The organism is Phyllobacterium sp. (assembly GCF_037994425.1).
Taxonomy (GTDB): domain Bacteria; phylum Pseudomonadota; class Alphaproteobacteria; order Rhizobiales; family Rhizobiaceae; genus Phyllobacterium.
Map to the genome: position 1 here is coordinate 1 of NZ_JBBNAM010000450.1, position 26,873 is coordinate 26,873.

Here is a 26,873-nt window from a genome sequence, read left to right on the forward strand (position 1 = left end):
GGCAAAGCCGCCCCAGCCGGCCCAGTCGCCTTCCCAGTAACCGTACCAGTTTTTGTTCTCGTTGGTGATGAAGGAATCTGAATCATAGTCGGATTGATAGCCTGCCATGATCCAGGCCGATATTGAATCCGTCAGACTCAGGTCGAGGCGCGCCTTGACGCCGACGGCATCCTGCACCGAATCATAACCGATGACAGCGCCAATCTGGCCCCATCCCTGTTGATATTTAGCGCCGGCAAGGACATGCGGCATGTAATCGTCGATGACGTAGTCATAACCGTTGAATACCATGCCCTGTTCGGCGGCGATGACGGCGGAAAATCCGTTGCCGCCCTTGAAGGTATAGCTGATCTGATTGCTGGAGATACTGTCGGACCCGTACTGGATCACGTCGTCCTGGATGATCGTGCCCGCATATCCGAGCCAGGAGCCGAAGAGGACATCGTTGACACCGATCTGGAAACCGCCAAGCTCGATAAACGCCTGATGCAGCGTGCCTCCGGCGTCGTCGCTGTTCGTATTCTGGAAACGCGTGTCAATGAACGACCGCAGCGTGCCAAGTTCTGTATCGGAACGCGCGTCAAAACGGACTTCGGCGCGGGTCCGGACACGCCAGGTATCATTTCCACCAGCGCCAACGGGGCCGCCCGTAAACACATTATCCCCGCCGGCAAACTCGAAGCGCAGATAGCCATTGACCTTGAGGCATGTCTCGGTGCCCGGAATATAGAAGAATCCGGCTCCGTAGGCATCGCAGACCCGGACATACTCGGTCGGCTCCGGTTCGGCGACAACCACGGCATCGGCGGCCTGGGCTGCCGATGCCGCGAATATGGCCGCTGCCGAGATGCAAAGAAATGTTCGAATAGCCATGCGGGTCCCCTATTCAGTGTGTCGGCCGAGCGGTATGAGTGCTTCAGCGATTCTTGCAGCTTACCCTCGGCAGGTGTCGGGAAACATAACATCGCGCAAAAAATGCATAGTGTGGCCGCTCCGCCACACCCCGCTCGGTATCCCACTTCCGTTCCGCTTTCAAAGGAGTCGTCGAGGGTTTGCTCACAGCACCAGTGTGAGATTGGCGATTGACCTCGAACTCTGCGCACTATCGATCTGGTTACCGCCGAACCTGATCAAACCGCGGATGGCGTAGTCAATCGCTGATAGGGCGAAAACAGCATATTTGCATGGATATCGTCTGTAATGATGGGATCGCGTGTCGCAACGCTTGCGCTTAACCGGCTTGGTTTGGCCCATGCGCAAATCCGCGCGCAAGTTGCAGTCAGTTCGGGGTTGACCAGCGGCGACTTGCCAGTATGCCGGACGCGAACCGCTTGCGCGCCGGGCGTCGCGTATTCACCTGCTCAAAGCGCCGCAGATGCCGTCGCTTCATCGCCGCGCACATCACGCCGGTATCGCTGTCGGACTCCAGCAAGGGATCGAGCCAGAGCAACCAGATTGCCTGAAGGTCAGCATCGTTTTTGGCGGTGGCAAGCGCCGCGTCGACAGCATTGAGCCACGTCATGAAGCGCAGCTGATCCGGGTAAAATTTGGAGCCGGACATTGCTAAAATCTCCTGTCCTCGCGTTCATTTATTCTGCCCCACCAAATGGCTTCAGAAATAAACAAATTGATGGATTCGCAATCTGGCAACCTTCTCCGACATTGCGGGCCGTATGAGGATTTTCGAACATTCAAGACGGTCTCCGTATTCGGACGGGAGCCGGGTTAGGTCGTAGGAGTGACATCCGCCATGGAAGGCTCCATCGACACGCGCTGATCACGAAGATTGGCACATCAGCGCCTGCCCAAGGCAAAGCGGAAAAAAGCAAAGACACGGTCGGTCCGCCTAACGCGCTTCTATCCCCGACAATCCCCGAGCGATGTCCGCTCTGTCGAATTCGCTTCCGAACGCCTAAAACCATTCCGCCAAAGTAGGGCCAGTTCAGCTAGCGATCACGGCGACCATGATCGTGCCCCAAGTTGTCAAAAGGATGTTTGCGATGGGGTATGCTGGCGTGTAGCCAAGCACCGCTACTGGACTTCCGGATCGCTCCTGAATGGCAGCCATCGCTGCGGTCACCGTCTGCGCCCCTGTCAACGCTCCAAGCATCAGAATCGGATTCATGCGCAAGGCGAAATGGCCGAACGCCAGTCCAACGATCTGTGGCGCCAAGGTCACCACAATGCCCCCGAGCAGCAACCCGAAGCCCGCCTCCTTGAGAGCCGATAGAAAAATCGGCCCGGCGTGGATTCCGGTCAGCCCGACGAAAGCTGCAAGTCCAAGAGATGTCATGAGAGCTATGGCGCCATCAGGAATCCGCCCGAACAGCGGGTACCGAGTCCGCAAATGGCCGACCAGAAGTCCGGCGAGCAAAGTACCCACGCTGGTACTTAGCGAAATTTTGATGCCGCCGACCGAAAAAGTCAGCAGTACACCGACGACACCCCCGAGAAAGATCGCCAAGCCTAGCACGATGAAATCGATAGTGGGGTTCGGGGCGATGATGGCGCCGATTGTGGCAGCGGCTTTCTGCACTACCGGCTCCGGGCCGACCAAACGCAGTTGGTCGCCGCGCTGGAGGGCTAAATTGCCCGCGATCGGGAGTTCCTGACCGCCGCGGTTGACCGCCCGCAGGTACAACCCACGCGTCCATTCTTCTGCCGATAGGTCGGCAAGAGTCCTGTCCCCAACTTTCGGACTCATGACGAGGACATCCGCAGCCAGGACCGGCAGGTCCAGAAGCTCCCTGTCTTCGATCTCGTCGGCGCGAGGTCCGACCAGTTCGACCATCGCCTCACGCGGACCGGAGATCGCGATCACGTCGCCGGCTCGAAGCGTCGTGTCAGACGCAGCTTCGAAGATGCGCTCACCTTGGCGAAGCCTTTGGATGAACAGCCTGTGTTCGGGCACACGCGCCTCGGCAGCGGGCACGGCTAGACCGGCAAGAGGGGAGTTTTCGGCCAATCGATAGGCGCGCAGCTCGAACTTCCGCCAGGCGGATGCGAGGCCTGGCGTCGCTCGCTTCATTCCTAACGCCTGCTCAAGCTCTAGCGCTTCCGTCCTGAGGTCGACCTTCAGGAGAGCCGGGGCGATTACGGTGCAGAATAAAATGACGCCAGCATAGCCGAAGATGTAGCAGACCGCGTCCGCCACAGCGATGTGCGCGACGAACAATGCGCGGTCTGCCTCCGGCAAAGGCAATGCGTTGATCGCATCCGTGGCCGTTCCCATCGCGGCGCTCTGCGTCATAGCACCCGACATAAGTCCCGCGGCAAACCCTGGATCCAACTGCAGTACTTTCGCAACGAGGATCGAAGCTGTGAGGCCAGTGATGGCGACAACGACGGCCAGCAATATTGGCCCTAGCCCGTCACGCTTCAGCGCCTGCATGAACTGCGGACCAACCGAGTAGCCTATCCCAAAAAGAAATAGCAGGAACAGGAAAGACTTAGTCATGCCCGAAACGGGCACGTGCGCGAACTGCCCGACGAATAGGCCGGCGAAAAGAGCACCGGTGACGGGGCCGAGACTGAACATTCCGACCTTGAAGCTGCCTATCCAGTACCCCCCGGCGATCACTAGGAATAGCGCGAGCTCCGGATAGCGGACGAGGAATTGCTCCAACCAAGCTAGCATCACAATCTCCCACCCGGTTCTCTCTGTGCCGCAGAGCCGAACATGAGCCCATCGTCTTAGTCGCCATTGTGGTCTTCATAGTGGTGGTCGCGCAACAGCGCCCACAGCTGCAAATTGTAGTCGTCAATACTCTGAACGCCCCACCGATACGCTGTCGGAGCCGGCTGCGGCGGTATCGTTTCCGAAGTAGTATTCGACAGAGAAAGCCGTCGACCCGATGTAGAAGAACTGGTGCTGATAGCCGAGCTTTAGGTGGCTATAGCGACCTTGGACGCTATCATATATTCGCGGCCAGCTGCAAGCTTGAGGCCAAGCCTGCCGGGATTGTGCAGTCCCGAAATCGACCCGGACAGAATCTCCGTGTCACTTCTCTCGTTGCGGGCAAAGCGAATCGACGCGTCCAGATCGACTTGCTCGAATTCGCCGCCATAAACGGCAGCAACGTCGTACAGCGGATTTTGCAGGACCGCGAGCGAGTCCTCGCCGTAAGACAGTCGATTCGGGAAGCCCGTTTAAGAGTTTACGCCCTAATTGTTTGATCCCTTGTTTTGGTGGTGCATTGTTTGGAGAGAGGCACTATGGGACAGATTTACACGGCAGCGCCACGACGACAGAGGCAATCCGTATGGCTTTGTCGCACCGTGTTGAACGCCGATGCTGGCGGGGCCAGTTGCTGGTAGCCGCGATATGGCGGATTGTTCTTTCAGCGAGATATAATATGAACGCGTCGCCGGTTGGACGGTCGCAAGGCACAATATGGGCAGCTGTCGTGGGCGATTCGTACCCATGATAATCTATAGCAGGCTGGGTGGCCGAGTGGTTTAAGGCAGCAGTCTTGAAAACTGCCGTGCGGGAACTGTACCGTGGGTTCGAATCCAACCCCTTTCCTCCAACACTTAGAATTACGCTCATCACACTGTAGAAGCCCCTTCGGCGAGTTCTCCGCCGAATACAAGCGACAGTATGAGAAACTACACACCGCGACACTCGCCAAGGCCATCGGCACAAACCTCCTTCATTTGCCACGGCATTCATGAGCGGGTCTGGTTCGGGCGAGTAATTCGAATGGAGCTTGGGCTTCAGAGCGGCCATGAAGGCCCCCCACGACCCTACAATCTCAAGAGCCAGGCCTCTACCTTCCCCTTGCCCTTGACTTCAATAGCGCCGCGCGGCTCGAAGGCGAACTGGCCTTTGAGCTTGTCGTAGACCGAGCGCGTCACCTGAATGGAATCGGGGATTCCCCCCGATTCCATCCGGCTCGCGAGGTTCACCGTCTCGCCCCATAAGTCGTAGATGTACTTACTCGTCCCAATGACACCAGCTACGACAGGGCCGGTGTTGATGCCGACCCTGAGCTTCATCGAAGCGTTGGGTTCCATGCCGTGCTCGCGGGTTATGTGCACCATGCGGATGGCCATGCGCACCATGCGCTCGGCGTGGTTGGCGACCGGCTCGGGCAGGCCACAGACCGCCATGTAGGCGTCGCCCACCGTCTTGATCTTCTCGATGCCGAGATCGTGGGCGGCAGCGTCGAAGCGCGTAAAGAGCTCATTGAGCAACGTCACCACCCCGTGCGGCGGCATTTCCGACGTCAACTCGGTGAAGCCGACCAGGTCAGCGAAGGCCACAGTGACCTCCGCGAATCCGTCGGCGATCCCCTCCTCGCCACCGCGCAGCCGATTGGCGATCGGTGCCGGCAGGACGTTCAACAGCAGTTGCTCGTTCTCGCGATTCTTGTTCTCGATCACAACATTCTTTTCGCGCAGGTCCTCAACCATGCCATTGAAGGCTGAGCAGAGCTGGCCAATCTCGTCGCGCGTTCGGACCGGCACGCTGGAACCGTAGTCGCCGGCAGCGAAGCGTTCCACCCCAGCAGTGAGCTCGCGCAGCGGTCCAAGCAGCGCGCGCGAAAGCCAAGCAGCGGTGGCTGCCACCACTAGCAACGCCAGTCCCCCGACGACCAGCAAATCCTGTCGCAGTTGGTCGATTGGCGCGAAGGCCTCAGCGCTGTCGATCTTGGCGACCAACCCCCACTTGACGCCAGGAATGGCGAGTGGTCCCCACGAAGCTAGCGTCGGACGCCGGGGTAGCCGACAATCTCGCCCGTGCCCTCGACGCCGGCGAGCGCAGCCTGGGTGGCCTTGGTGTCGATGCGCTGATGCAGAAACCGCGTCCCGTAACGCCTAATCGTGGCGATCTCCTCCTCCGCGGCGCCGACGGACTTGAGTTCGGCGAAGTAGTTCTCACGATTCTCATAGAACGCCCGCGGGCCAGAGCGGACCAGGTAATCGGGTCCGACGAGATAGGCCTCACCCGTGTCGCTAAACCCTTCCTGTCGCCAGCGGCGACCGCCGGTGACGACGTTGTCGATCTCCTCATTCGACAATTGCACGACGAGCACGCCGATAACGATGCCCCGGTCGATCACCGGCGCTGCCATGAAGGCAATTGGGGCGCCGAGCGACGGGCCGTAAGGCGCGAAATCCTCTAGGCACACAGCCGACCGGTCAGGGGTCAGGGCGCAGCGGGCGACGGCGGCGGCGACGTTGGAGCTGCGATAGGGACCGACTTGGAGGGACGCGGTGAAATCCACCTCCTTCTCCACCGTATAGATCAGGCGACCTGATTTGGGGTCGGCCACCATCATGTCGAAAAAACCGAGCGTTGCGGCTGCGGCGCGCATCAGGGGATGATACAAGGCGTGCAGCCGACTGTAGTCGCTGCCGTCGCCAGGATCGTCAATAAGCTTGCGTCGGTCATTCGGATGCGGATTGGCGACGATATAGTGATATGCAGATAATAGGGAGCGGCGCCGACTGGCAGGTAGTCGGCCAAAGCCGGCTCCTTGCCTAGAACATGCGTAATTCCGGGGATGAAGTTCTCGGCGTACCAATTGCCGACCTTCTGACGCAATTCGGGTGACGTGCCTGCCCGGTCGAGCTGGTCAACTGCGATCCGGAACTCGCGCGTGGCGTCGACCACCATCTTGGAGGTGGCAAGAAGGCGTAACTCGCCATCGATCGTACGGAAATAGTCTTCGACCTGGCGCGTTTTGGTCTGACGGGCGGCCGTGAGCTGGTCGAAGACTGCCTTTTCGAGGGCGTCGCGGGCGCCGAAGTAACCGAGCACCCCGGTGACCAGGACCGTGACCGCGCCCAGCAGCACGAGGGTGGTAAACAGCTTTGCGGCCAAGCCCCAACGCACGGGGCGGGATGAGCCAGTTACGTTGGTAGAAGACATGAATCAACTCTAACTGATAACGCGAACTGCCGGGCTTCGATATGCAAGGTTGCTCCTACTCCTAGATTCAGCTGCGAACGGTCGACAGATGCTACTGGATTCGCGCGATCCGGCAATTAAAAAGGCAATCATCGAAGCAGCCGTGGCAACGGACGCCGAGGTCATCGAAGCGTTCCTCGAGTGTAGCATTTGCCTCAGGCTGTTTCGGCACCGTTGTGCCATTTGGCTGGGAATCTCCGCCCGTTTCGCGAGTAACAGGTACGTTTGAACGCGGTTTGCGCAAGGTTCGATACGCGCACAGCCGGGATGTCTCGTCGAGCGTTCAATTAAGAGATCGCGGACGTCTATGAGTCCGCGATCTCCTCCTCGCAAACCCCAATCGTCTTAGCCCGGTTTTACGGAATCCTTGATGCGATCGCTTGCTGCATCGTAAACTTCGTCCACGACGCCTACGGCCTGCTCAAAAATTTCTGATGCGCCCGCTTTTCCCTTGTCCAGGATTTCTTCTGCCTTTTCCAGCGCACTATCTCGCACGCTCTGTGCTGCTTCGCCGACGATCGCGTCTTCCGCCTCCGTATGAGGCAGGGCCGCTCCGATCGCCGCACCGACTGCAAAAGCAAGCGCGCCGCCAACCAGAGGCTGGTCGCGGAAGTGCGTTAGGATCGTTTCATTCAGCCTTGCTGTCTGATCTCGAAGGCTTGCACTCGCGGAAGTGGAAGAGTCGCCAATCGAACGAGCCTTAGCGCCCGCAGTATCCGTGGCGCTCACTGCAGCGTCGCTCACCTGCTGCCAGGTGTCTGACAACCAATTCGCTGCATCATCCCATATTGCCCCGGCTTGATCCTTGATATCGGCAATGCGGTTGCCAGCGGCATCTGCAAAACGGCGATAGGTTCTGCCTGCTTCATCCAGAAAGGGCCCTGCTCGTTTGCCGGCGCTGTCGGTCATGGCTCGAAAGCGAGAGCCGGCATCGTCAATGAAATGGGTATAATCATCATCGCCGGTCGAGCGGTCCATTCGCCGAATATCGCCGCTTATGGTAGCGAGCGGATATTGCCTCGATCTGTCTTTTTCTGCAGGTTTTCTGAATGGGGCAGAACTTACTGTACTTGTACCTGCCATCATCCAAGCCAGGCTTACGCCCATCAGAGCGAGTGGAATTGGATTGTTTTGACCGCGACACCGAGCTTGGCTGCATATTCGCCCCCACCGCTGTTCTTGACGTAACCGAGCACTTCGTCGATCAACTGGCCGGGGGAGATACGGTCTTGAATGACGTCGATGCGCTCTTCAATTCGCCGGCGATCCTCATCGATGTCGCGTTGGATCTCGGCGGCGCTTTGTTGTCCGGAAGTCAATGTCATGATGCTTTCTCCTTAACCACCTCGGCGTCCCGACCAATGGAGGCCGCGGTGCGTTCGAGTTTCCAGTTGTTCGCGCGAAGCGCCGCAATTCCCTTGGAGATCATTGCCCAGGCGATAATACCTACGACCAGGCCAACGATAAGGGCGGCCAGGGCATTCGCGCCGATCTCGGTGAAACCTAGCGAAATCAACAGCACTGTTAGCCCACGGCGCCTAACGAGACGCCGATAGCGCCGATGGCCAAAACGAGGCCAATACCCAGCGTCTCGATGCCGCCGAGGGCGCGGGTGAGGCTTTCGGACGCTTCGGTCTTGGCAAGCGCGAGTTCCTTGCGGACCAATCCAGTCACGTCAGTGAGAAGACTTCCTATCAACTCCGGAAGCGGTTTATTTTGATTGGTGTCAGCCATCAGCCTTGCCCTCCGCTATTGGCAGCGGAGGTCTCCGCCCTCATGTCCGCGGGTGCCGCCGATGTGGAACGCTTTTGGGCCGACGCAGTAAGGAAACGACTGGCCGCCAGGCCGGCAAGCGCAGCCATGCCCAAAAACGCTAGCGGCTGCTTTCGGCCGAAATCTTCGGCCATCCCGGAAACATCGCTGAGTTGGCGATCCTCCACGTCTTTGGCGAAGGATTGGATCGTAGAACCCAGCTCCTTGGCATATTTGCCGACGACTGCATCATCGGCACCCTGCATTTCGGAGCCGACCTTCTCCAACGCAGAGCCCAAGGAAGCTGCGTAGCGGGCCGCGATATTTTTTTGCTTCGACGCGACCTCTTCAGCCTTGTCGGCTACGTCGCGGACCTGCGCCTTCGCCTTTTCTTTTACAGTGCCAATGTCGTCGGCGGCTTTGCGCTTGAGCTCCTCAAAGCTCGGTTTCGTCTCGATGGTACCGGATAGCAAATCAGTGCCGCCTCATGTGGCGGGGGCGTTTTAATGGGGTTGTTGGATTGGTCCTGCATCGATGGTCTCCAAAGTTCAAGCCAACGCCCTGCGTTGGAAGTTAATGAGTGTATATCGAACCGCGACCCGCCTTTTTTGTTCCCCAGGCCTTGAGTGTATTTTGCTTCTACGGACCGACCTGGCAGTCCCTTCCTGCTCAAGTGAGCACAATCAAAGCGCCGAGAGTCCAATGCTGTACGCAGTCGGAACATCATCGAGGTTTGGCCTAACGTGTCGGAGACACCTGCAGCTCGCGCTTCGGCGGCAAAGGCAGAGCGTGGCGAATTGAGGCAGTCAGGTTCCCAGGAAGGCTTCTAAGATCTCCCAAATGGCAGAGGCTGCGGCGCATATATCCAACAGAGCCAAGGTCGCGTAAGAACTGTCGATCCCTGATCCTACGTCGGCTAAGAAACACAGCTCGGAGCCGGGGGCGTTTTCGCGGCTTCGCGGCCACGGACCCGTCAATAACCTTAAGGTTGGCCGGAACCAAATTCTCAGCGGGCCGTTGCAGTCCCGTTTGAAACGGAGGGAGTGAACCATCTTGGAAAAAATGGTTTAATAAAACTGCCACGTGGGTCGCCGATAAGTGTGGCAAGCCAATCACATTCACGGCTTGTCTAGTTCTTGTTTTGGCTTGGGCGACAAGCGGCCCTTCTTCGACTTCTCCGAGGCGTGGCAGTTGATCATAAACACCAGCACCACCATTATTACTTTTCTTATGGTCTTCCTCATTCAGAACGCGCAGAACCGCGATGGTGTGGCAATTCAGGCCAAGCTCGACGAGCTTTTGCGAACAAGTGATGCCCTCAATTCCTTCATTGGCATCGAACAACTTTCGGATAAGGAAATCTGCGAGATTCGCGATCGATGTGAAGCAGCAGCCAAAAAATCTGACGCGGAATTGAATAAAAAAAGGCCAGAAAGCCTACTGCTGCTTGAGAAAGGCGAGACAGGTTTAGAAGCATCGCGCTAACCTTAAAAAAACATGCTGGCCGGTATGCCAGCGGCTAATACATAATCGGTTTTTGTTGCGGTTGCGTCTGATGGCGAGTTCGGCTTCGAGAAAATCCAAATATAGAGCATCAACGTCAGCTGGCCGCGGCTCGTCATGCCATCCCAGGCTGGCGGCTCATCAACTTGCGGTGGGCATGAGTTCGACTTCTGGATCTTCGCTGGCTGAGATGTTCGATAGTCGCATCTAGATTAATCGTCCGACATCACGCTGATTCCCAAAGCGGGCGGTTCGATTGGCCGTTAAAAAGCTGTTTAATGCAGGGTCATCTGTCTTCAAACGCGCATACCTCCTATTTGCGATGGACGAGTCACCGCAATCGCGCGGGCCCCCTGAACTTCTTTTTCAAATTTTCTTGCTGCAGCGGTATGTTGGGCCATGAGTTCGAGGACCAATTTGCTGCTCGGGTCAGGTCGCTGGCGACCCCGTCAGCGGGACCCTGCTCTCTATAATTCAACCTTGGGGTCCGTGGGCGGTGGCCCCCAATCCACCGTCCCGTCCGCCCAGAAATGGAGCGCGCCCGTACCAAGGCGGTCGAAGCAATTGCAGCGCTGTCCGAAATCGTATGAAAATGCCGACCGTCTTGCGCGACGGGTCATGACCTCTTCGACGAGGGACTTCGCGACGAGGATGCCATGGCCTCGGCAGCGGCCTATCAGGAACGCCTTGTGGCGTGTAAGGAACACCCGGGGCGATATCATGAACTGTCGGGCGTTTTTGACCCGCCGATTGAGACAACCCCGGCCGGATTTCTCATATCGACCCGTAGCGCTAGACCCGTGATGCCCAACCGGTCTGATGAAATTGACCCGCTCCATCGCGCCAAGGCTTATTCACGGCTTACAGATATTAGTCGTCTCGACATTTTCTCATTGTCTGCTGGTGAGGATGCTGTTATCGCTTGGTCATCCCCCTAACCCAGTGTACCGTGGTGACCGGAAAAGGCGTCCTTTTCCATGATTGCCCCAAAATAAGCCCGCTGTTGCAGACCTCACGGCAGCGGGCCTTTTTGGAACCAAATCTTTACGCCGAGCGTATAACGTTAGTCGTGTTCACGACTGGGTGCCCAGCCCGCTTGAGTCCACAGCCATCGTGCGGGCTGGGCATTTCTTGTGCGTTAGTTTCGCTCTCAAAAGCCTTTGGAGAAGGAAACTAAAATGCCTAAATTGAAGTCTTTGTTCACCGCTTCGGTAATTGCGATATCTCTTTTAAGTTTGCCGGGAATATCTTGGGCAACGGACCAGTCGCAGCAACGCCAGCAAGCGCGTGACACCAAACAGCAAGCGCGGCCTGATGCACGACAAACCAAGCAGGATTGTCGCGCCGCCGATCAGAAAAACAATGCAGGATGCCGTCAGGACAAGCGAGCGACCAAGCAGGACGCACGTAAGACGGGCCGCGACATCAAGTATTGAAGTAGAGCGCTATCAGCACAGGTGAATTGTCATCTAAGCTTAACGATGGTGGACGCCCGTGCTTTTGGTGTCGTTTCTTGGTCATTTGGCGAACGCGCATGGGATGTAGACGTCCCAAGGTCATGCTATTCATCCGAATTGACAGCCGCGGGGTCTCGCCCCGAGGCCTTCCTCCGCCGTTCTGCCCTCGCACGGTTCGTTGCCTTAACCCTCTCACGCTTATTGGCTTACCATGTATTCTGTTGTTCCCTGTATCGCTCCGGGTTTGCCATGCGCCATTGTCGAGCACGCTCGGCTTCCTCAGCCTTCTTCTCGGGTGAAAGCGGGTTACTCTCGCGCCACCGGCGCATCTTCTCTGCATTCTTGGCCTTGCGAGCAGCGTCCTTTTGATAATCCTCGTCTGTCATCAAATTCCTAGCTACGGACTGCCTCAGAGCACGTACTTTAAACCGAACTTCAAATTTATAATCGAGAACTTCGCACACTAATCGAGATCGAGTATTTCAGCGTTATCAGCCGCATCGCGCAATCCCTTAAAAGATGGGTGGCGCAAATGGCCGTCATGGGTCCATGTACTAAAATTGACCTCTGCCACAAGTGTCGGTTCTGCAAACACGAGGTTCTTCCCCTTGATGGGGACGGCAGGGTTTTCAGTGCGCATTCCGTCAAGTTGCACGCGAAGGTCCCGCGCCATTTTGGCAGAGAAGCCTGTGCCGACATTGCCAACATAGACCAGCTTCCCACCCCTGCGCCCTGCCAAAAGTAGACTGGCAAGAGAACCACGCACCTTCTGCGACTCCTCATAACCGATCACAGCAAAACTCTCACTGTTGACGCACCTGATTTTCAGCCAGTCGCCGGTGCGCCCTGAACGGTACAGAGCATCCTTGTTTTTGGCGATCATGCCTTCAAGGCCGTGGGCGCAAGCGTGGCGCAGCATCGCTTCGCCATTGCTCTCGATATCCTCCGATAATCGTATTGCTCCGCATTCGCCGTCCAGCAAGTTGCTGAGCAAATGACGGCGCGCCCATCCTGTATTATGCCAATGAGGTCTCACAACCAGACAGCTAATCTAATTCAACAGACATTCACTCGCCACCGCCACACTTGGGCTCTCATGCGTACATTTGGGACGCCCGTTACATTGTGGCGACCCTCGGCGGGGAGTAGGGTGTTAAATCGTGTCCATCAACCGTCCCGATATTTCAGCGGCTGGCTCAAAAGCGAGTAAACAAGATGAATATCTATCACCTTCTCAGTCATATGCCGGCTCGCCAGAGAACAGACGCGCTGAATACATCAAAGGGTTCGTGGAGTGGAGGCCGCAACGGCGCTCTGATTGCCAGCAGATATGTTATTGGCGCCGCGAGTGCTGCGCTAGTGGCTATCACTCTGACGGTCGGCGTTTCCGCGCTAAGCATTCCGGCCCGGGCGCAGACGGCAGATGATCTGGCCAAGCAATACAAAATTGGAGCCATGGAGCAGGCGTTGAAGACGAAGGAACGCTTCGATCTTTATGGCTTGCGTTTCGAAAGTGATCAATCGACAATCCCCGCTGGGGCGAAAACTCTTCTCGACGACATTGCCACTACGCTCAAGAATTTTCCGGAATGGCACCTAAGAATCGTTGGCCATACCGATGCCACGAGTGATCCTCAGCCCAACGAGGCTCTGTCGCTCGCGCGCGCCAATGCCATCAAGGCGGGACTGGTCGAACGTGGCATTGACGAGCAGAGGCTTGCTACGGCTGGCGCTGGCGAAAATCGACCCGTTGCGCCCAACAACACGCCCGAGGGGCGAGCTCTAAATCGCCGGGTCGAGCTTATTCGGTTCACCGACTCGGCGGAGGCAAAGCGGTTGCTCAAGGCAATGTCAGATTATCAAGCAGCGCAGAAAGCAATATCATTTGACTACAACGCTGCACTTGAGGTGGTAACCAATGACAGTCAGAAGCTTGCGCTTGCAAGTTCCGGTGCGGTGACCCTCAACCGTCCCGACAAGATCCGGGCTACACGCCAAGGCGGGTTCGTGGAGGTCGAAACCTTATTCGATGGAAAAACCCTAACCTTGCTGGGAAAGAACGCCAACAAGTACACGCAGGTTGAAGTTCCAGGCACGATCGAACACCTTATTGACGAGCTGAAGAATAAATATGACAGGCCCCTCCCTGCCGCCGATCTGTTGATGTCCAATTCCTATGATGAGTTGATGCAAGATGTGTATGACTCGAAAGATCTTGGTAGTGGAGTGATCAACGGTGCCGAATGCGATTTTCTCGCATTCCGAAAAGACGAGGTTGATTTGCAGATCTGGATTGCGCAAGGAGAAAAGCCCTACCCATGCAAATATGTCGTGACGTCGAGGCAGGTCGCTGACGGGCCACAATACGGCGTCGAGATCAGCAACTGGAAGACGGGTGACGAGGTCGCCAAGGATGATTTCGCACTACACAACACGTCGAACGCCGAGAAGATCGATTTAAAAGCCTTGCAAGATAATATGAGTGAACTCCCCTCGAACTTCACAATGGGAGACAAGCAATGACTGTATCCAAGCGAATTGCGGTGATGGTAGGCACTTTGATCATCATGAATGGCATGACCGAATTGGGCGAGCATTTGTTCGTCCAAGGACCCGCTTTCATCTCGACAGCAAATGCCGTCGTTGGTCGGCCGCTGACCCCGGTCAGTGTTGCGGGGGTGGCGCGCCGCTCCGCCCGCCGCTGAGAACGCAGTTTCCTATCCCCTTGTCTCTGCTGGCAAGGATGCAAATTCAGCGACCCTCGCCGCGGATCTTGTCGATTAGCCATTCCCTTCGGGGAATATAAATCGGAACTTGTCGGCCTTCTGATTTGTGCGGAATCGCATCATGCCTCCACTGGAACCGCCTCGTCGGGATGCCAATCAACGGGTATGCGGTTCCATTCCAATCAGGGCCGTCATAACGGTTGCTTCTGGGCCGGAGCAACAACAATTGAATGACCGCTTATATCTTATTATCCGGCTTAGTCCGAATCACATGCCAGATGGGGAAGGAATCATGCGACGCCTTCCCCATACGGAACGAGGGTCAGCTATTTGGTAATTACAGCAGGAGCCGGCTCAGGCGGCGGAGCCTTCCCTTTTCCGATTGACCCGCAGGCACTTAAACTGGCAACCGCTAGTACAGCGACTACGGCGACTAGAATTCTCTTCATCCGCAAATCCTTTTTCCAGAACGGCGAGTAGGCCAACAACGGCACGCTACCCACAAACAATAGTGAACACTAGGACCAGGTGCAGGAAACACACAGGTAGTGTCCGATTTACCACACTCAGGATTAACAGGCCGGGTCATGGCTAGAATCAGCAAAGCCCCCGCCCAAAGGACGGCGAGCCGACACACGCGCAAACCGGAGACCACTAAACAATCAACACCGGTGTCCCCAATTCCCCAATAGAGTTGCTCGTAGGATAAAGGGCGTCCTCATTTGGCGACGGATGCACCCCGTGCGAGACGTGACGGAAATCGCAGCAGGCTACAAGCCCGGTTCGGGCTCGCGCCTCGCTCCATCCGCGTTGCCGATTTCGCAAACGGCTGGGGATCGTGCGGTACGGAGGGTAACATCCTCATCAACTGGCATCTCACGGCGCGACAATGCCGCCGCCGATCTCATTCTACTCCGGAATAATGAGCGCTCGCCGGCAGCAGAGAGTCGTGCGACAATGACTGCTGCGGCTCGGGGGCGTCGGTAGCGATAGCTCACGCCAAGCCCCGCCCCCTCGGCCCGCGCTATGCGGTTCCCAAAAGGGAGGAGACGCCATGCCGAAAATCAAGGCCAACAACATAACCATCAACTATGAGCAGCAGGGCACCGGCGAGCCGCTACTGCTGATCCCCTACCTTGCTGCCGACAATGCATGCTATGCCTTTCAGGTCGAGGACTATGCCAAGCAGTTCACCTGCATCTCACTCGACCCGCGCGGTGCTGGCGAAAGCGACAAGCCGGCTGGGGCCTATTCGACCGAACTTTTTGCAGATGATATTGCTGCCTTCATTGCCGCCATTGGGTGGGATCGCGTCCACGTTGCCGGGCTATCGTTGGGGGCGGCTATTGGCATGTGGCTTGCCGCCAAACATCCCGCGCGGGTGAAATCGCTATCGCTCCACAGCGCATAGCCGAAATCCGACTCCTATCTCAAGGTTGTAGTCCAAGGCTGGCAGACGATGGCCAAGGGCCTTGGCAGCGTATGCCTCAAAGCCCGAGCATATCGCGCAACTTGCGTCTTTCGTGCGCGGCCGACCGGCCCCGCCGCTTGCCGCCTTCCTGCAACAATCAGAGGCGGTCATCGCCCACGATGCCGCGGCTCAGCTCGCGAAGATCAAGGCGCCTACCCAGATCACCTTTGGCCGCTACGATCTCGTCACCGGAGCCCGGTTCGCGAACACGATTGAGAGGGGCATCGCCAATAGCGAACTGATTGTGTTCGAAGACTGCTCCCATGCGCCGATTTACGAAAACGTCGCGGAGTTTAACGCAAAGACGCTGGCCTTCCTAGGCCGACAGGCGGGCTAAAGCCCGACCGTCGAGCTGATTAGGCATGGTCTTCGCGAGGTAGCGGCTACTGCGCTCTCGGTGGGCGGAGTCGCTCGATCAGCGACGAGGGCGTCGCGCCAGAGCCGCTCCTCTGTCCAGGAAGCAGCCCCCGCACCTCGATGGCAGCAAGTCCCTCGCAGAGGGCATGAAACTGGCAGGCCGCCTCGTCAACGGTCCGGCCACAACCACGTAGCTGAACACAGCCCACCCCTGTTTTTCTAACCGCGCTATCATTCACTCCTCCTTGAGCGTTGTCCGTTGAAGGTCGCAACACGGACCTCGTCCTTCACGCGACGCGCCAGGCGGGCAACCGTCGCGCGGCCGACGCCCGTTGCATCGATGATCGCCTGCCACGATTGACCCTTGCGCAGCGCATCCATGATCGCGGCGTTGCGCTTCACGTCCTCGCGCCTGCCCCTGTAGAGCCCCGACGCCTTCGCCTTGGCGATCCCCTCATTCTGGCGGCGGCGGCGATCCTCGTAATCCTTGCGCGCCACGGCCGCGAGAACATCGAGCATCATGGCGTTTATCGCCTCGAACACGCGGCCCTGGAAATCGTCGGCCGTCGCCGCCGCCAATGTCCACGATGTCGGCAGATCGAGCGCGACAATCCGCAGCTTGCGCGCGGCAATCTCCGCTTTCAGCCTTTCCCAATCGTCGGCGGTCAGGCGCGACAGGCGGTCGACCTGCTCGGTCAGGAGCACATCACCAGGCTCGCTATCGGCAAGCAGGCGAAAGAGCTGCGGCCGCGCCAGGGATGCACCGCTCTCGTTCTCGACGTAGTAACCGCCAATGCGCAAGTCGCGCGTATCGGCAAAGGCTTTGAGCGCGGCGCGCGCCCTGTTGGCGTCCTGTTCATCGGTGGAAGCGCGAAGGTAGGCGCGGATCAGCATGGAAATCTCCGTTGGGTACCATTTAGGTATCAAATATACAGTGGTATCATTTAAATAGTCAATATTAATTTTGATACCAGAGAAACCGTATTTTTTTAGTGGTTCACTTGCAGCACACCCAAAAGAGACCGAGGAATGGAGTCTATTTTCCGGAAGGCGTCGTGATCCGCCCGATGTTGCGCCCCGTTGGATCGTAGATCGTCGTGCTGTTGCCCGGTCGTCGTCTCGCGGCCAGTGACGCGGCCGGCGTTGTCATAGTTCGTCGTGCTGTTGCCGCTGGTTGCCGCGCGGCCTCTGACCGTGCCGTCCGCGCCATAGTAGGTGGTTGAGCCGCTGTTATCGGTGGTTGAGCGTCCAGTGGTCCTGCCGGCGTTGTCATAGAGCGTTGTAGTGTTGCCGCTGGTCGCCGCACGGCCTGTGATCCTGCCGTCCGCGCCGTAGAAGGTGGTCGAGCCTGCGCTGTCGGTGGTCGAGCGCCCGGTGACGCGGCCAGCGTTGTCGTAGAACGTGCGGGACTGCGCCGATGCTTGCGCCATGAGAAGGGCGAGCGCCAGCGCGGCGATGATTGCCTTGGTCATTGGAATTCTCCCGTAGCGCGCATTGTGCGCCATCATTCCTGAACCAACAATCCGCCGCTCGGCCCATCGGTCATGACCAATCCAGTCCGTGAAAAATGATGGCAAGCCAGACGAGAAGCAGCACGACCTGTATCGGAAAGCCGTTGTTGAACCAGAACTCGTCGGACTTGTAGCTCTTGGGCCGGTGGATGCGACGACCGGCGCGGAGACTGGCCTTGTCATGGCCCAGTAGCAACCCGACTGAAGTTAATCCAGCTTCGCCTCGACCCATCGACCAGTGAGAGCCTAGTTGTATCTACGGTTGAGAGAACCGTGCTACGAGAAAATCGAACTTAATCTCCGAGTTCGTATAGCCGAAATGCATTGGCCACGAGCCACGGATTTCTCTCATTAGGATCTGGTGTTCTCGCAACAAATGGCATGCTCGTACCCAGGATCCCCAAACATGCGACAGTCCGGGCAAAGTGGAGTCGGCGAGACGACCTATCGGACGACGGCCCCACCGCCGCTACCAGTAAAAAACGACGGTGTCAGTGAAGGGTGCGGTTCTCCAACTCGGCCACAGCAATGCGCCATGCTAGGTCAAGTGCCTCATCGGCCGCAGCCAGATCGCCATGTTTCTCCGCTTCGGTGGCTATTTCTCTTAACTCGGAGATAAGCCGAGCCCGAGTAATCGGATAGGGGCTTGTCGCTGTGTTAGAGTTCGTCATCGAGGCAAATCTCACCAGGTACCCATATTGGCGTCTCCGTCAGCTCGGGCGGTCGTACGATGATTTGCTCGACAACAGGAGCCTTAGGGTGTTTTTCCGCGCGGGTGTGCTTGAGAAGCGTTGGAGGTCTGCTGGGCTCGGGGAGCCGGAGCGGCGTGGAGAACTGCGCCGTCCATTCTTCCACGGATAACTCAAGCGTCCGTGTCGGCAATGGCGCCGGCTTGTGGGCGATCTCAAGTTGCCGTGGAGCTTCAAGTCCGAGCAGCCGGCTCTGCTGTGCGATTGCAGCGATCATGGCGGACGGATTATGGCATTGTCGGGCGAAAACAATGACGTCGTCAAGTTCCGCGACCAGCGAGGCAACGGTTTTTTCGGTTCGTGTTGCTGCCTTACTCTTCAATTCCGCCACCCTATTGGCCACCTTAGTATTTCTTAGTAATTTACAACCGTTCACTTCGGCTGCGTTGCCAGAGACTTTGTATGCCCGAGCGTAAGCGTGGGAAGCCGGTCGCCCTTGAACCACAGCCCGGGCGAACGCCTCCCATTTTGGATTTGACAGCGTTGGCATGAGCAAAAATACAACGCCTCACCGATGAGCGCCAGAGTGATAGCCGGCAGTTTGGTCCAGCGCGCCATCGGTGCGCCATTGGGGGATTCAATTGGCGCATGCAAATGCGCCATTGAATCTCCTTAGGGCACCTTACCAAAAGCGCAGACTGATCTTGCGCCATCCATGCGCCATTAACTTTTTTCGATGGCGCACAAGCTCAGCATTGCTCAGGAAACCCATCCCGGTCGCTTTGCCTCGTCGAGGTAAAGCCCTTCGCGATCCTTTCTGTCGATGGCACTATGGTATACCTTCCTGACGAGCAGGCCATTTCTGATCCATGTTGAGATCATTTCGCGACATTGCTCTTTCGTTTTGGACGGCAGATGGCTCTGAACCACCTTCCATGCTGCCCGCGTCGTCGCCGCAGCTGCATCGGAATAGCGATCTCCGTCGGGCGTGCCTCCCTGTATCGCGGTGAGTATTCGGTTCACCAGATCGTCGGTCAACCCGTCCCATGTGTCAGGTGGGTTCCACGGCTCAACCGTCTGCACATCGTCGCCGGATGGATAGCGTTCATCGCCGTTGCCAAGCGTAACGCCGACCAACTTGAACCACTTCGCAGTAGCCGCCGGCGGTGTGATATTCACCTTGCCGCTGTCGGTCCGAAGGTAAAGCCGCCGATCGGCGTGAGGAATACCGAACCTGTCAGCCTCATCCTCACTCATGGTCGTCAGCGTGTAGACAAGGCGCGCCCCATCCTTGATTGCACTGGCGCCACGACCACGATCAGCATTGCCGGGGCCGATCGCTCCTTTTGCCGTATGATGGGGAATATCGACGGCTATATTTTTCTCCATAGCCAAGCTGGCTAGAGACTCGATCACTAAATCCATCTGATTGTTGTCGTTTTCGGAGAGTGCGTGTGTTTTGACGAAAGGATCGAGACAAAGGACATCTATGCCATTGCGCTCAATGCTCTGTTGCAGCGCCTCGACAAGGCCTCCGACGGTGGGCCGCCCCCTGCCATCCAGAGTCATAAGCTTTCCGGCCTTTCCGCCCGGAGCCGATAGAAACAGCCAGCCTTGGATGTCTTCATGCGCAATTCCGTGGTGAAGTTGGGCAGCTCGTACGCGGCGACGAAGCTCGTCTCGGTCATCTTCGAGCGAAACGAGAAGTACGCGACAGCGCTGGAACACATTTTCACCCGTGAGATTTCTCCCGGTCGCAAGAGCGAGCGCCTGTGCGACCCGCAGCGCGGTCTTTCCGGTGCCACCATCGGCCAGCAGCGAGCTCACGAAGCGCCGGCAGATGACATTTCCGAGTAGCCACTGCCGAGGCGGGATCGGCTCCTGGTCTTCACCCGCATCCCATTCCTCAAGGCTGGGAGGCGGACCTTTTGCCGTCGCCAACAGTTCGGACAGTTCTAATACCTCGGGATCTAAATCTCCGCTCATGTACGGTCGCCCCGGCGCGTCAGGTGTGTTCTCGCGACTGACACGGCGATACGATCAACATCCTGAGCTGCCAGCAATGGGACGCATCTTGCTATGTTGACGCAATGCAGAATGTCAATCACGACGATCAGGTTGACGTCGTGGCAGAGCAACTTTCCCGCCAGGCTGGCGAGAGTGACGTTCCGGCTTCCTTCATGAATTGGTTCTGTCAATGTGCGGTGCCAGCCCTCCAGTGACCTGCCCTTACCGTCGGTTTCGGCGGCTTCGGCCAGCCGGCACAGCCAGTCGGGTGCATCCGAGAAGCTTTCGGCACTATCCACGGACCACGTGTACAGGCGGGTGGTGGGATGTACGCTGGGCGGAGCCAGCACATATCCGCCATCGCCCCGCACATCGATACCACTGCCGATCCTCCCGACGCTGTTGCGCAGACTGTGTTCACCCAACCGAAAATAGAGGTGTCTGCCCCGACCAGTGATGACTTCAATGGTGGCAGGGAGTGGGCCGTGCGTGGCCTCCAGATTGCGCAGGCTTGCTTCCCCCTCCTCGTTGTCGATATCCAGAACCCAGACCCCAGACGGGGCACCCGTCGCAATTCCTATGTTTAAATCCGGTGCAGATTGCCACCAGCTCTCGATTGCTGCGGCGTCGGTGGTCGCCGCAAGCAAGCCGCGAGTTGTAGCCGGTTCCTTTCCCCTCGGTTGACAGGGGAATACCGGGATACCTCTTGCCGCATAGGCCAATGCTGCGCGATGCAAACGCGAAGGCATTTTCTAGAACCTTTGATTTGAAAGCGGATCGAACCGGCGGAAGTTTGACTCCGCCGATTCATGTCCTCTTAAAATGGGATTTCGTCGTCCAGGTCGATAGCGACAGCAGGGGGCGGCGCTGAGCTCGGCGGAACTGGGGCGGCTATTCGGACACCGTCTCCCCGCTCCTCCGGCTTTTCGACACGGATAGCCTCCGTCATCTTGCCGTTAAATGAAACCATCGTCGGGACGAGAGTAATGCAAGCGCCGGTCCAGTCGTCGCTATTGGGCTTGCCCGTGATTAGTACGATCGCCGCGAAGTTGGTCTTGTTACAGACCAGGCCCTTATCAGCTTTCTTGAAGTAGACGACGGGCTTCTTCACAACGCGGCCGTGGTCGTCGAAGTCCTCGCCTTGGACGTGATCGATCGTGACGGTGATCTTTTTGCCTTTCAAATCGGAAGCGGATAGGTACTTACTGGGATAAAAGTCGTTCATGGTCGCCATGTCATTTTCCTCTTTAGTTAAGGCCGCGTCTTGTTCGAAAACATACGGCACCGTGAGCGCGAAAAGCATCGCGCGCCTTGCCCAACATGGGCGAAGCTCTTTTCTAGTCTCGGGTCAGGGTGTTCGGTGCAGATGCAGTCGCCTAGGTGAACCACTCCTTCTCCCACCGCTCGAATCTCTGGCGGGCTAGCTCGGCAAAGGGGTCGTCCAATGAAGGCAGGCGTTCCACAAGCCAGTATGGATCGTGTCCCGATTCGTGCAACATCACCGCTACCCGATCGAGCGCGTTGAGGCGCTCACCGGCATAGGGTGAGGTCAGAGCGACCAGCAAAATCTGGGAAAATCGGGGCGCACTTGTGGCCATCACATCCTCCTCAAGGGCATTTGAATTCCTAATGCTGAGGCACGGTTAGTTAGCTGCGCGGCTCTCGCGGGTTCGGCCTGGTCCAGAAATTGGCCGTCCGGTTCGAGCGCCTGTTGCAGCAAAGGTCGCGCCGCTTCCAGACGAGGGTTTTCAAGCGCAGGTTCCTCGACGATCCTGACAGCCCTTTTGAGATCGTCAGACACTTGCTGGTCGCAAAGGTCTTCAAGTCGCTCGCACAATTCCCGAAGGATCTCTCGAACGGACAGGCCAGTGAAGGGGGCGCTCATGACACACGTCCCTTCCTCGTCCTGAGCTTCCCGCGCTTGATGGCCTCAGAAAGTTTCGTACCGCCGACCCCGCCTGCCTCCTGGTTGATTTGCTTCGGGATCAGTGTCCTGCCCTGGCTGCGGACCACCGGAAGACTGCCGTCGGCGATGCGCCGCAAGACCGTTCTCTGGCTCAGGCCGGTCATGCCGGCCACCTCTTTGATCGAATAGGTAAGCCGTTTGTCGGGCAACCTCGAAAGCAGTTCCACGATAGGATCATTAGGTTCGACCCCTCCAGTGGCGTTCATGGCTGACACTCCTTGAAAGAAACAGTCAGCCTATGACAACACGATCGAAATCGCTTTGCAAAACAACTATTTGCCAGTTTTCATGACGATTTCGAAGCCGTAGCCAACGCTCCTTTTCGTCATGACCATGTGATCAGGCGACCCCACGTAAGCAATTTGTCACGATGTTCGTTGAAACAGTCGCGCACCTGTTTCTCCGTTATGCCAAAGATCAAGGCCGTATCCTTGATCGCCTTTCCCAATTTGCGCTTGCGGAATGTACCTGGACCCGGTTCGAGCAGAATGAAGACATTGACAGCGATCTCGCCGCGTGGCACTCGCGCCTCCTCGCGCCCGTGACCTGTCAAGATTAAGCATCTGACCACGGGCTTCGGTTTCGATACCGCCGGTTTCGCGAACTGATTGGTCTTGAAATATCGCACCAACAGCTTCGCCGCCGCCATCTGTTCAAGATCGCCGGAACGCCACAGCATCCATACGATCCGAGCTTTGACGCCAATCTTGTCGCCGAGAGCGGCTCTCGCTATGAGAACACGCCCGTTCCTTTCAGCGGCACGCCGTTTCTCGGCACCCTTCGCGGCTCGCACCGACAAGGGTTCAGTCGGCGACGGCGACAGCACCCAGTGCGGCTTGTTCGGCGACTTTTTAGCCATGCGTCTGCAACACGCGCACCGTGTGAAAGGCGGGGAAATCGGCGGTGCATTCCGACTTGTCGATGCATCTATCCCTACGCCAATATTTACTGCCTCCTGGGTCGGCAAGCGGTATCTACTTGCCCTTGCCATCGCTGGCGAGGAAGTCGGCCCACTCGCTCATCATATTGCGGCGCTTCTCAAGCGCGGAGGCCCGTCGGTAGGCCGCCTCAACACCCTGCAGGGTGTGAGCGAGTGCTGCCTCGGCAATCTCACGTGGAAACGTCGATACATCGCCACACCAATCTCTGAAGCCGCTACGAAAGCCGTGTACCGTTGCCAATGGCTTAACTTTGAGCCTGCGCAACAGCATTTCCATCGATGAGCCTGACAGCGGACGATCCTTGCGTTGGCCGGGAAAAACGTAATTGTTTCGGCGTCGTTCGTGTAGTTCCCCCAGTATCGCGACGGCACGCCGCGAAAGTGGTACTTGATGAACCCTGCCAGACTTCATGCGCGCGGCAGGAACAGTCCAAACTTCGCGCTCAAGGTCGATCTCGCCCCACGTCGCACCCAACACCTCGCCGGATCGACCTGCCGTCAAAATCAGGAACTCGAGTGCCCGTGCCGCCATGGCGTCAGCTTCGCGCAGCCGGGCGACGAAGGCTGGAACGTCCGCGAAGGCCATCGCACGATGATGGCCGCGCCGCTTCAACTTCTCAGGCTTCGGGAGGATCGCATCGAGATGACCGCGCCACATCGCCGGGTTCTCGCCCGATCGCCAGCCACGCATCTTGGCGAAGCTGAGTACGCGCTCGATACGACCGCGAAGGCGCGACGCTGTCTCGGGCTTCGCTGCCCAGACGGGCTTCAAAACCCGCAATATATTCTCAGTATCGATTGCCGAAACCTTCATTGGCCTGAGATGTTTGCAATAAGCGTCGCCGAGGGTCATCTCCCATTGGGCTCGGTGCTTGGCGTTCTTCCAAGAGGACTTCCTTTCCTCGTCGAGGAAGGCCTCAGCGGCCCCTGCGAATGTCGGCTCGGCCTCCTCGCGCTCCACCTCCTTGCGCGCATGCAGCAGGGGATCACGTCCGGCGCCGAGGTTCTTGCGCGCCGCTTCCGCCTTATCGCGTGCCTCTGCGAGGCCTGTATCGGGATAACGACCCAGCCCCATCGCCGTGCGTTTACCACCACGCTTCCACATGAAGACCCATGACTTCGACCCACCCGGCTCGACCTGAAGGTAAAGGCCGTCGCCGTCGCTGTGGCGTCCCGGAGTTGTTTCGAACTTAACCCCCTGAGCAGAGAGCTTGTTGGTGGCACGCGCCATTTCACTTGCACCTTTCATTGCACCTTTATGGTGTCATTGGAAGGCAATATACGTCAGTGCGTGGCGAGTTGGAAATGGAAAATTGCTTATATATAAAGGATTTTTACGCAGCTTGGGCACTGTATGTCACCTTGTGACATTCGAACTTCGGCGGATGTTCCCTCCGCCAATTCCAAACCCGCTGCAATCACATTCTTCTGCAGGCCAACGCCTTTGCATGGCTTTTGACGGCAGTCACACACCGGCTAGTCAAAGTCACCTTCGGTGCGCCGTAGATCGACGATTGCGGCGTAATATAGGGTGGTTCGATTTTTTTCGCGTGCAGCCAACGAGCGTGATCGCTGCAAGCGTCAAGACAAAGGCTTTCATTCGTGAATCCCCCGATCAATACTTTGATCGATGGGAGAATATCACGCCGGCAAAATTGCGTCAGGGCATCCCTTTGGGCGAGGTACGATCGGACCGACCCTAAATCCCAAGCTGGATCACGCGCAACTAAGGTCCGTTCACCAGCTTCAGGATGAGCTGGTGAACATTGCCGCCATCGCTGAGTTCATCCTTGTCGAAGTCGCGGCTTTTCTGCCGCTGCGCCTGCGAGAGTTCCGAAAGGCGTTTGGTCATCTCGGCCCTGATCTTCTGGCATTTGGGATCGTCGGGCACCGACAGTCCCACGGTAGCCGCCTCGATCGCCCTCACCAAATCCTTGATCGTATCGCCGTGTACCCGCTCATGGGCCTTCAAGCCACCGATGAATGTCTCCCAACTCGCGCGGACGGGCGGCGGAAGCTGCTCGGCTGGTTTTGGGAGCGTGTAGGTTATGATGAGTTTTGGCTGTGCTGATACCAGGGTGCATGCGGTACCCTGGTTTTCGTACTTCCGCCGCCAGGTCAGCTTGAAATTGGTATGGGCGATCGTGCGAACCTTGCCGCCGACTTCGGGCCCGCGCGCTCCGATGGAATCATAGAGCTCGGCGCCCGACCTGCCCGTGATGGCGTAGGTCTCGACTTGTTCCACAGCTTGCCAGGCCGCATGCGCTGTTGCCGGAAGCGAAGCGAGGCAGGCAATGACAAGCGCGAGCTGGACAATCCTGTTCACGCGAAACCCCGCTCAATGTTCAATTTCTGGAAAACGCCCCTTCCAACAATCGGAAGGGGCGACTGGAAAGTCAATTCGTCGAAGCGAGCGTCATCGATGTGCCCGTCGCGGCAACGTTGAGTCCAATCTGACCGGACACACTTATCGGCTGGAGATGGATGGAACCAGCCGTACCACCAAAGAGGACATTGGTGCCTATACCTGCGCCAATCGTCGCCTCTGCCGTCGCGCCGCTGTAGACGCCGGCAAGGGCGCCGCGGTGATAGCCGGCGGTGGGGGCAAACACAGCCCAAAGGACGCTGCTCGTTGTGGTGAAGCCGACATCGACACCGAACTTCCTGATGGCGCCTGTATATTGCTCCGGTCCCTCACCGGTGAGGCCGGAGTGGAAGGTGCAGCTGATTTCTTTGGCCGAGCCGAGGAGATAGCCCACGCCACCGCCGACGGTGCAGCTGAGGTAGCCAATTTTGACGCCGCCGTACAGGTCGGGGCTCCTATAGCGCGCACGGTCCGCTGCATCGGCGGCATTCGTTGCAACGAAGGCCAGAACCGCTCCGGTAAACACCATCGAAAGGGTCTTTTTCATCTTACTCTCCTTAGAAAAACTCACGCCATCGTTTGCCATTGTCCGGCCATTGATCACTTCCGCGTTGCAGGGCGATTCCGATTGGGGCAAACGGGGGAGCGCATTTTCAAGGCCGGTGTGGATGTGCACGTTCAAGATACCCCTGACTACATACTTCATTCGGTCAATTTGAAGGCATCGTGTTGATCACACGTTGCAATTTTACGCTCAAAGCGTCGGTATCACCAGAGATTGATCCGCTCAAAGCGACAGCATGTTCTTGACCCCGTGCCATGCCTGATCCTTCGCCTGTATGAAGGGCGGCGGAGGTAGCGTCTCGGGTGGCGTGTTACGCCGCTGCCCACCCTGAACCAGGTTCAGCATGCGAATCTCGCCGTCGGTGAAGTATCGGCTGCCTTCGCCATTGCGTCCATTCAGCGTCGGGCCAACCCCGGAGACTTCATAGATCGCGTTGACCATCCCGGCAGCAGTGAGGCTCGCTGCGAAAAAATCGCGCTCATTGTCGATATCCGGAGCAATGTCGTGTGTCACCTGCCCCGTATATTCGCTGACGCCGACATGCTGGTCGAAAGTCGCCGAACCGAGCCAGACCGGGCGCCCTTCCTCACCCGATTGAAGCACTTGCCAGATGCGGACATGATGACGGTGCCGTGCGCTGTCACCCAC

General features: G+C 57.7%; 29 protein-coding genes, 1 tRNA gene and 3 pseudogenes. 7 read left to right on the top strand and 26 right to left on the bottom strand.

The window, feature by feature from the left end:
- The 3 genes from AAAB35_RS29655 to aspT all read right to left on the bottom strand — a co-directional run.
- Positions 1 to 873 (bottom strand): porin (locus tag AAAB35_RS29655; protein WP_340671926.1); only part of this gene is annotated, 873 nt, incomplete at its 3' end.
- Positions 874 to 1,279: 406 nt separating this feature from the next.
- Positions 1,280 to 1,561, bottom strand: a complete 282-nt coding sequence (locus AAAB35_RS29660) for a hypothetical protein (RefSeq protein WP_340671927.1) — start codon at positions 1,559 to 1,561, stop codon at positions 1,280 to 1,282.
- 381 nt (positions 1,562 to 1,942) lie between these two features.
- Positions 1,943 to 3,637 (bottom strand): aspartate-alanine antiporter, encoded by a 1,695-nt coding sequence (aspT, locus tag AAAB35_RS29665; protein ID WP_340671928.1) that lies wholly within the window; start codon positions 3,635 to 3,637, stop codon positions 1,943 to 1,945.
- 807 nt (positions 3,638 to 4,444) lie between these two features.
- Here aspT and AAAB35_RS29670 point away from each other — a divergent pair.
- Positions 4,445 to 4,529 (top strand) — tRNA-Ser (locus AAAB35_RS29670).
- 217 nt (positions 4,530 to 4,746) lie between these two features.
- On the opposite strand, the pseudogene AAAB35_RS29675 reads toward AAAB35_RS29670, so the two are convergent.
- The 5 genes and pseudogenes from AAAB35_RS29675 to AAAB35_RS29695 all read right to left on the bottom strand — a co-directional run bounded on the left by AAAB35_RS29675 (position 4,747) and on the right by AAAB35_RS29695 (position 9,141).
- Positions 4,747 to 6,877 (bottom strand): annotated as a pseudogene (locus tag AAAB35_RS29675) (adenylate/guanylate cyclase domain-containing protein).
- Positions 6,878 to 7,261: 384 nt separating this feature from the next.
- Complete coding sequence (locus AAAB35_RS29680) at positions 7,262 to 7,894, bottom strand: hypothetical protein (RefSeq protein WP_340671929.1); 633 nt, start codon at positions 7,892 to 7,894, stop codon at positions 7,262 to 7,264.
- A 128-nt stretch (positions 7,895 to 8,022) separates the two neighbouring features.
- Positions 8,023 to 8,241: a DUF3618 domain-containing protein gene (locus tag AAAB35_RS29685; protein WP_340671930.1), complete on the bottom strand. Its 219-nt coding sequence runs from the start codon at positions 8,239 to 8,241 to the stop codon at positions 8,023 to 8,025.
- A pseudogene (locus AAAB35_RS29690) lies at positions 8,238 to 8,650 on the bottom strand (phage holin family protein). The gene AAAB35_RS29685 and the pseudogene AAAB35_RS29690 overlap by 4 nt, the downstream one beginning before the upstream one ends.
- Positions 8,650 to 9,141, bottom strand: coding sequence for a nutrient deprivation-induced protein (locus AAAB35_RS29695; protein WP_340671931.1), 492 nt, complete (start codon positions 9,139 to 9,141; stop codon positions 8,650 to 8,652). Before AAAB35_RS29695 ends, AAAB35_RS29690 begins: the two are co-directional and overlap by 1 nt.
- Positions 9,142 to 9,779: 638 nt before the next feature.
- Between AAAB35_RS29695 and AAAB35_RS29700 the strand changes: the two are divergent.
- Both AAAB35_RS29700 and AAAB35_RS29705 read left to right on the top strand, forming a co-directional pair.
- A pseudogene (locus AAAB35_RS29700) lies at positions 9,780 to 10,153 on the top strand (low affinity iron permease family protein).
- Between the two features lie 1,196 nt (positions 10,154 to 11,349).
- Positions 11,350 to 11,607: a hypothetical protein gene (locus AAAB35_RS29705; protein WP_340671932.1), complete on the top strand. Its 258-nt coding sequence runs from the start codon at positions 11,350 to 11,352 to the stop codon at positions 11,605 to 11,607.
- A 227-nt stretch (positions 11,608 to 11,834) separates the two neighbouring features.
- On the opposite strand, the gene AAAB35_RS29710 is transcribed toward AAAB35_RS29705, so the two are convergent.
- Complete coding sequence (locus tag AAAB35_RS29710) at positions 11,835 to 12,014, bottom strand: hypothetical protein (RefSeq protein WP_340671933.1); 180 nt, start codon at positions 12,012 to 12,014, stop codon at positions 11,835 to 11,837.
- Positions 12,015 to 12,091: 77 nt separating this feature from the next.
- Positions 12,092 to 12,622, bottom strand: coding sequence for a hypothetical protein (locus AAAB35_RS29715; protein ID WP_340671934.1), 531 nt, complete (start codon positions 12,620 to 12,622; stop codon positions 12,092 to 12,094).
- A gap of 365 nt (positions 12,623 to 12,987) precedes the next feature.
- On the opposite strand from AAAB35_RS29715, the gene AAAB35_RS29720 reads away from it, so the two are divergent.
- On the top strand, positions 12,988 to 14,151 hold the full coding sequence (locus tag AAAB35_RS29720; RefSeq protein ID WP_340671935.1) for a DUF2092 domain-containing protein: 1,164 nt from the start codon (positions 12,988 to 12,990) through the stop codon (positions 14,149 to 14,151).
- Complete coding sequence (locus tag AAAB35_RS29725) at positions 14,148 to 14,333, top strand: hypothetical protein (protein WP_340671959.1); 186 nt, start codon at positions 14,148 to 14,150, stop codon at positions 14,331 to 14,333. The genes AAAB35_RS29720 and AAAB35_RS29725 overlap by 4 nt, the downstream gene beginning before the upstream one ends.
- Before the next feature lie 347 nt (positions 14,334 to 14,680).
- On the opposite strand, the gene AAAB35_RS29730 is transcribed toward AAAB35_RS29725, so the two are convergent.
- Complete coding sequence (locus AAAB35_RS29730) at positions 14,681 to 14,803, bottom strand: ABC transporter (protein ID WP_340668760.1); 123 nt, start codon at positions 14,801 to 14,803, stop codon at positions 14,681 to 14,683.
- Between the two features lie 605 nt (positions 14,804 to 15,408).
- On the opposite strand from AAAB35_RS29730, the gene AAAB35_RS29735 reads away from it, so the two are divergent.
- Together AAAB35_RS29735 and AAAB35_RS29740 are read left to right on the top strand one after the other, a co-directional pair.
- Positions 15,409 to 15,765 (top strand): alpha/beta fold hydrolase, encoded by a 357-nt coding sequence (locus tag AAAB35_RS29735; protein WP_340671936.1) that lies wholly within the window; start codon positions 15,409 to 15,411, stop codon positions 15,763 to 15,765.
- A gap of 61 nt (positions 15,766 to 15,826) precedes the next feature.
- Positions 15,827 to 16,162: an alpha/beta hydrolase gene (locus AAAB35_RS29740; RefSeq protein ID WP_340671937.1), complete on the top strand. Its 336-nt coding sequence runs from the start codon at positions 15,827 to 15,829 to the stop codon at positions 16,160 to 16,162.
- A gap of 251 nt (positions 16,163 to 16,413) precedes the next feature.
- Here the strand turns inward: AAAB35_RS29740 and AAAB35_RS29745 are convergent, their stop codons facing one another.
- The 15 genes from AAAB35_RS29745 to AAAB35_RS29815 form a co-directional block, all read right to left on the bottom strand.
- A complete protein-coding gene (locus AAAB35_RS29745; protein ID WP_340671939.1) occupies positions 16,414 to 17,076 on the bottom strand; it encodes a recombinase family protein in 663 nt (220 codons plus the stop codon).
- A gap of 95 nt (positions 17,077 to 17,171) precedes the next feature.
- Complete coding sequence (locus AAAB35_RS29750; protein ID WP_340671941.1) at positions 17,172 to 17,654, bottom strand: hypothetical protein; 483 nt, start codon at positions 17,652 to 17,654, stop codon at positions 17,172 to 17,174.
- 70 nt (positions 17,655 to 17,724) lie between these two features.
- Positions 17,725 to 17,889, bottom strand: a complete 165-nt coding sequence (locus AAAB35_RS29755) for a hypothetical protein (RefSeq protein WP_340671943.1) — start codon at positions 17,887 to 17,889, stop codon at positions 17,725 to 17,727.
- A gap of 461 nt (positions 17,890 to 18,350) precedes the next feature.
- A complete protein-coding gene (locus AAAB35_RS29760) occupies positions 18,351 to 18,932 on the bottom strand; it encodes a terminase small subunit (RefSeq protein ID WP_340671945.1) in 582 nt (193 codons plus the stop codon).
- Between the two features lie 209 nt (positions 18,933 to 19,141).
- On the bottom strand, positions 19,142 to 20,368 hold the full coding sequence (locus AAAB35_RS29765; RefSeq protein WP_340671947.1) for an AAA family ATPase: 1,227 nt from the start codon (positions 20,366 to 20,368) through the stop codon (positions 19,142 to 19,144).
- The gene (locus AAAB35_RS29770) at positions 20,365 to 21,138 is read right to left on the bottom strand and encodes a bifunctional DNA primase/polymerase (RefSeq protein ID WP_340671949.1); all 774 of its coding nucleotides are present in this window, start codon (positions 21,136 to 21,138) and stop codon (positions 20,365 to 20,367) included. Before AAAB35_RS29770 ends, AAAB35_RS29765 begins: the two co-directional genes overlap by 4 nt.
- Positions 21,139 to 21,206: 68 nt before the next feature.
- Complete coding sequence (locus tag AAAB35_RS29775; protein WP_340671950.1) at positions 21,207 to 21,692, bottom strand: hypothetical protein; 486 nt, start codon at positions 21,690 to 21,692, stop codon at positions 21,207 to 21,209.
- Positions 21,693 to 21,765: 73 nt separating this feature from the next.
- Positions 21,766 to 21,987: a hypothetical protein gene (locus AAAB35_RS29780; RefSeq protein ID WP_340671951.1), complete on the bottom strand. Its 222-nt coding sequence runs from the start codon at positions 21,985 to 21,987 to the stop codon at positions 21,766 to 21,768.
- The gene (locus AAAB35_RS29785; protein ID WP_340671952.1) at positions 21,987 to 22,274 is read right to left on the bottom strand and encodes a hypothetical protein; all 288 of its coding nucleotides are present in this window, start codon (positions 22,272 to 22,274) and stop codon (positions 21,987 to 21,989) included. Before AAAB35_RS29785 ends, AAAB35_RS29780 begins: the two co-directional genes overlap by 1 nt.
- A complete protein-coding gene (locus AAAB35_RS29790; RefSeq protein ID WP_340671953.1) occupies positions 22,271 to 22,561 on the bottom strand; it encodes a helix-turn-helix domain-containing protein in 291 nt (96 codons plus the stop codon). Before AAAB35_RS29790 ends, AAAB35_RS29785 begins: the two co-directional genes overlap by 4 nt.
- Before the next feature lie 119 nt (positions 22,562 to 22,680).
- Positions 22,681 to 23,214: a hypothetical protein gene (locus tag AAAB35_RS29795; RefSeq protein WP_340671954.1), complete on the bottom strand. Its 534-nt coding sequence runs from the start codon at positions 23,212 to 23,214 to the stop codon at positions 22,681 to 22,683.
- Between the two features lie 115 nt (positions 23,215 to 23,329).
- The gene (locus tag AAAB35_RS29800) at positions 23,330 to 24,526 is read right to left on the bottom strand and encodes an integrase arm-type DNA-binding domain-containing protein (RefSeq protein ID WP_340671955.1); all 1,197 of its coding nucleotides are present in this window, start codon (positions 24,524 to 24,526) and stop codon (positions 23,330 to 23,332) included.
- Positions 24,527 to 25,021: 495 nt separating this feature from the next.
- Positions 25,022 to 25,621 carry a DUF922 domain-containing Zn-dependent protease gene (locus AAAB35_RS29805; protein WP_340671956.1) on the bottom strand — a complete coding sequence of 200 codons (600 nt, stop codon included), beginning with the start codon at positions 25,619 to 25,621 and terminating at the stop codon, positions 25,022 to 25,024.
- Between the two features lie 70 nt (positions 25,622 to 25,691).
- The gene (locus AAAB35_RS29810; RefSeq protein ID WP_340671957.1) at positions 25,692 to 26,207 is read right to left on the bottom strand and encodes a DUF992 domain-containing protein; all 516 of its coding nucleotides are present in this window, start codon (positions 26,205 to 26,207) and stop codon (positions 25,692 to 25,694) included.
- 240 nt (positions 26,208 to 26,447) lie between these two features.
- On the bottom strand, positions 26,448 to 26,873 hold a 426-nt coding region (locus AAAB35_RS29815), incomplete at its 5' end, for an LssY C-terminal domain-containing protein (protein WP_340671958.1).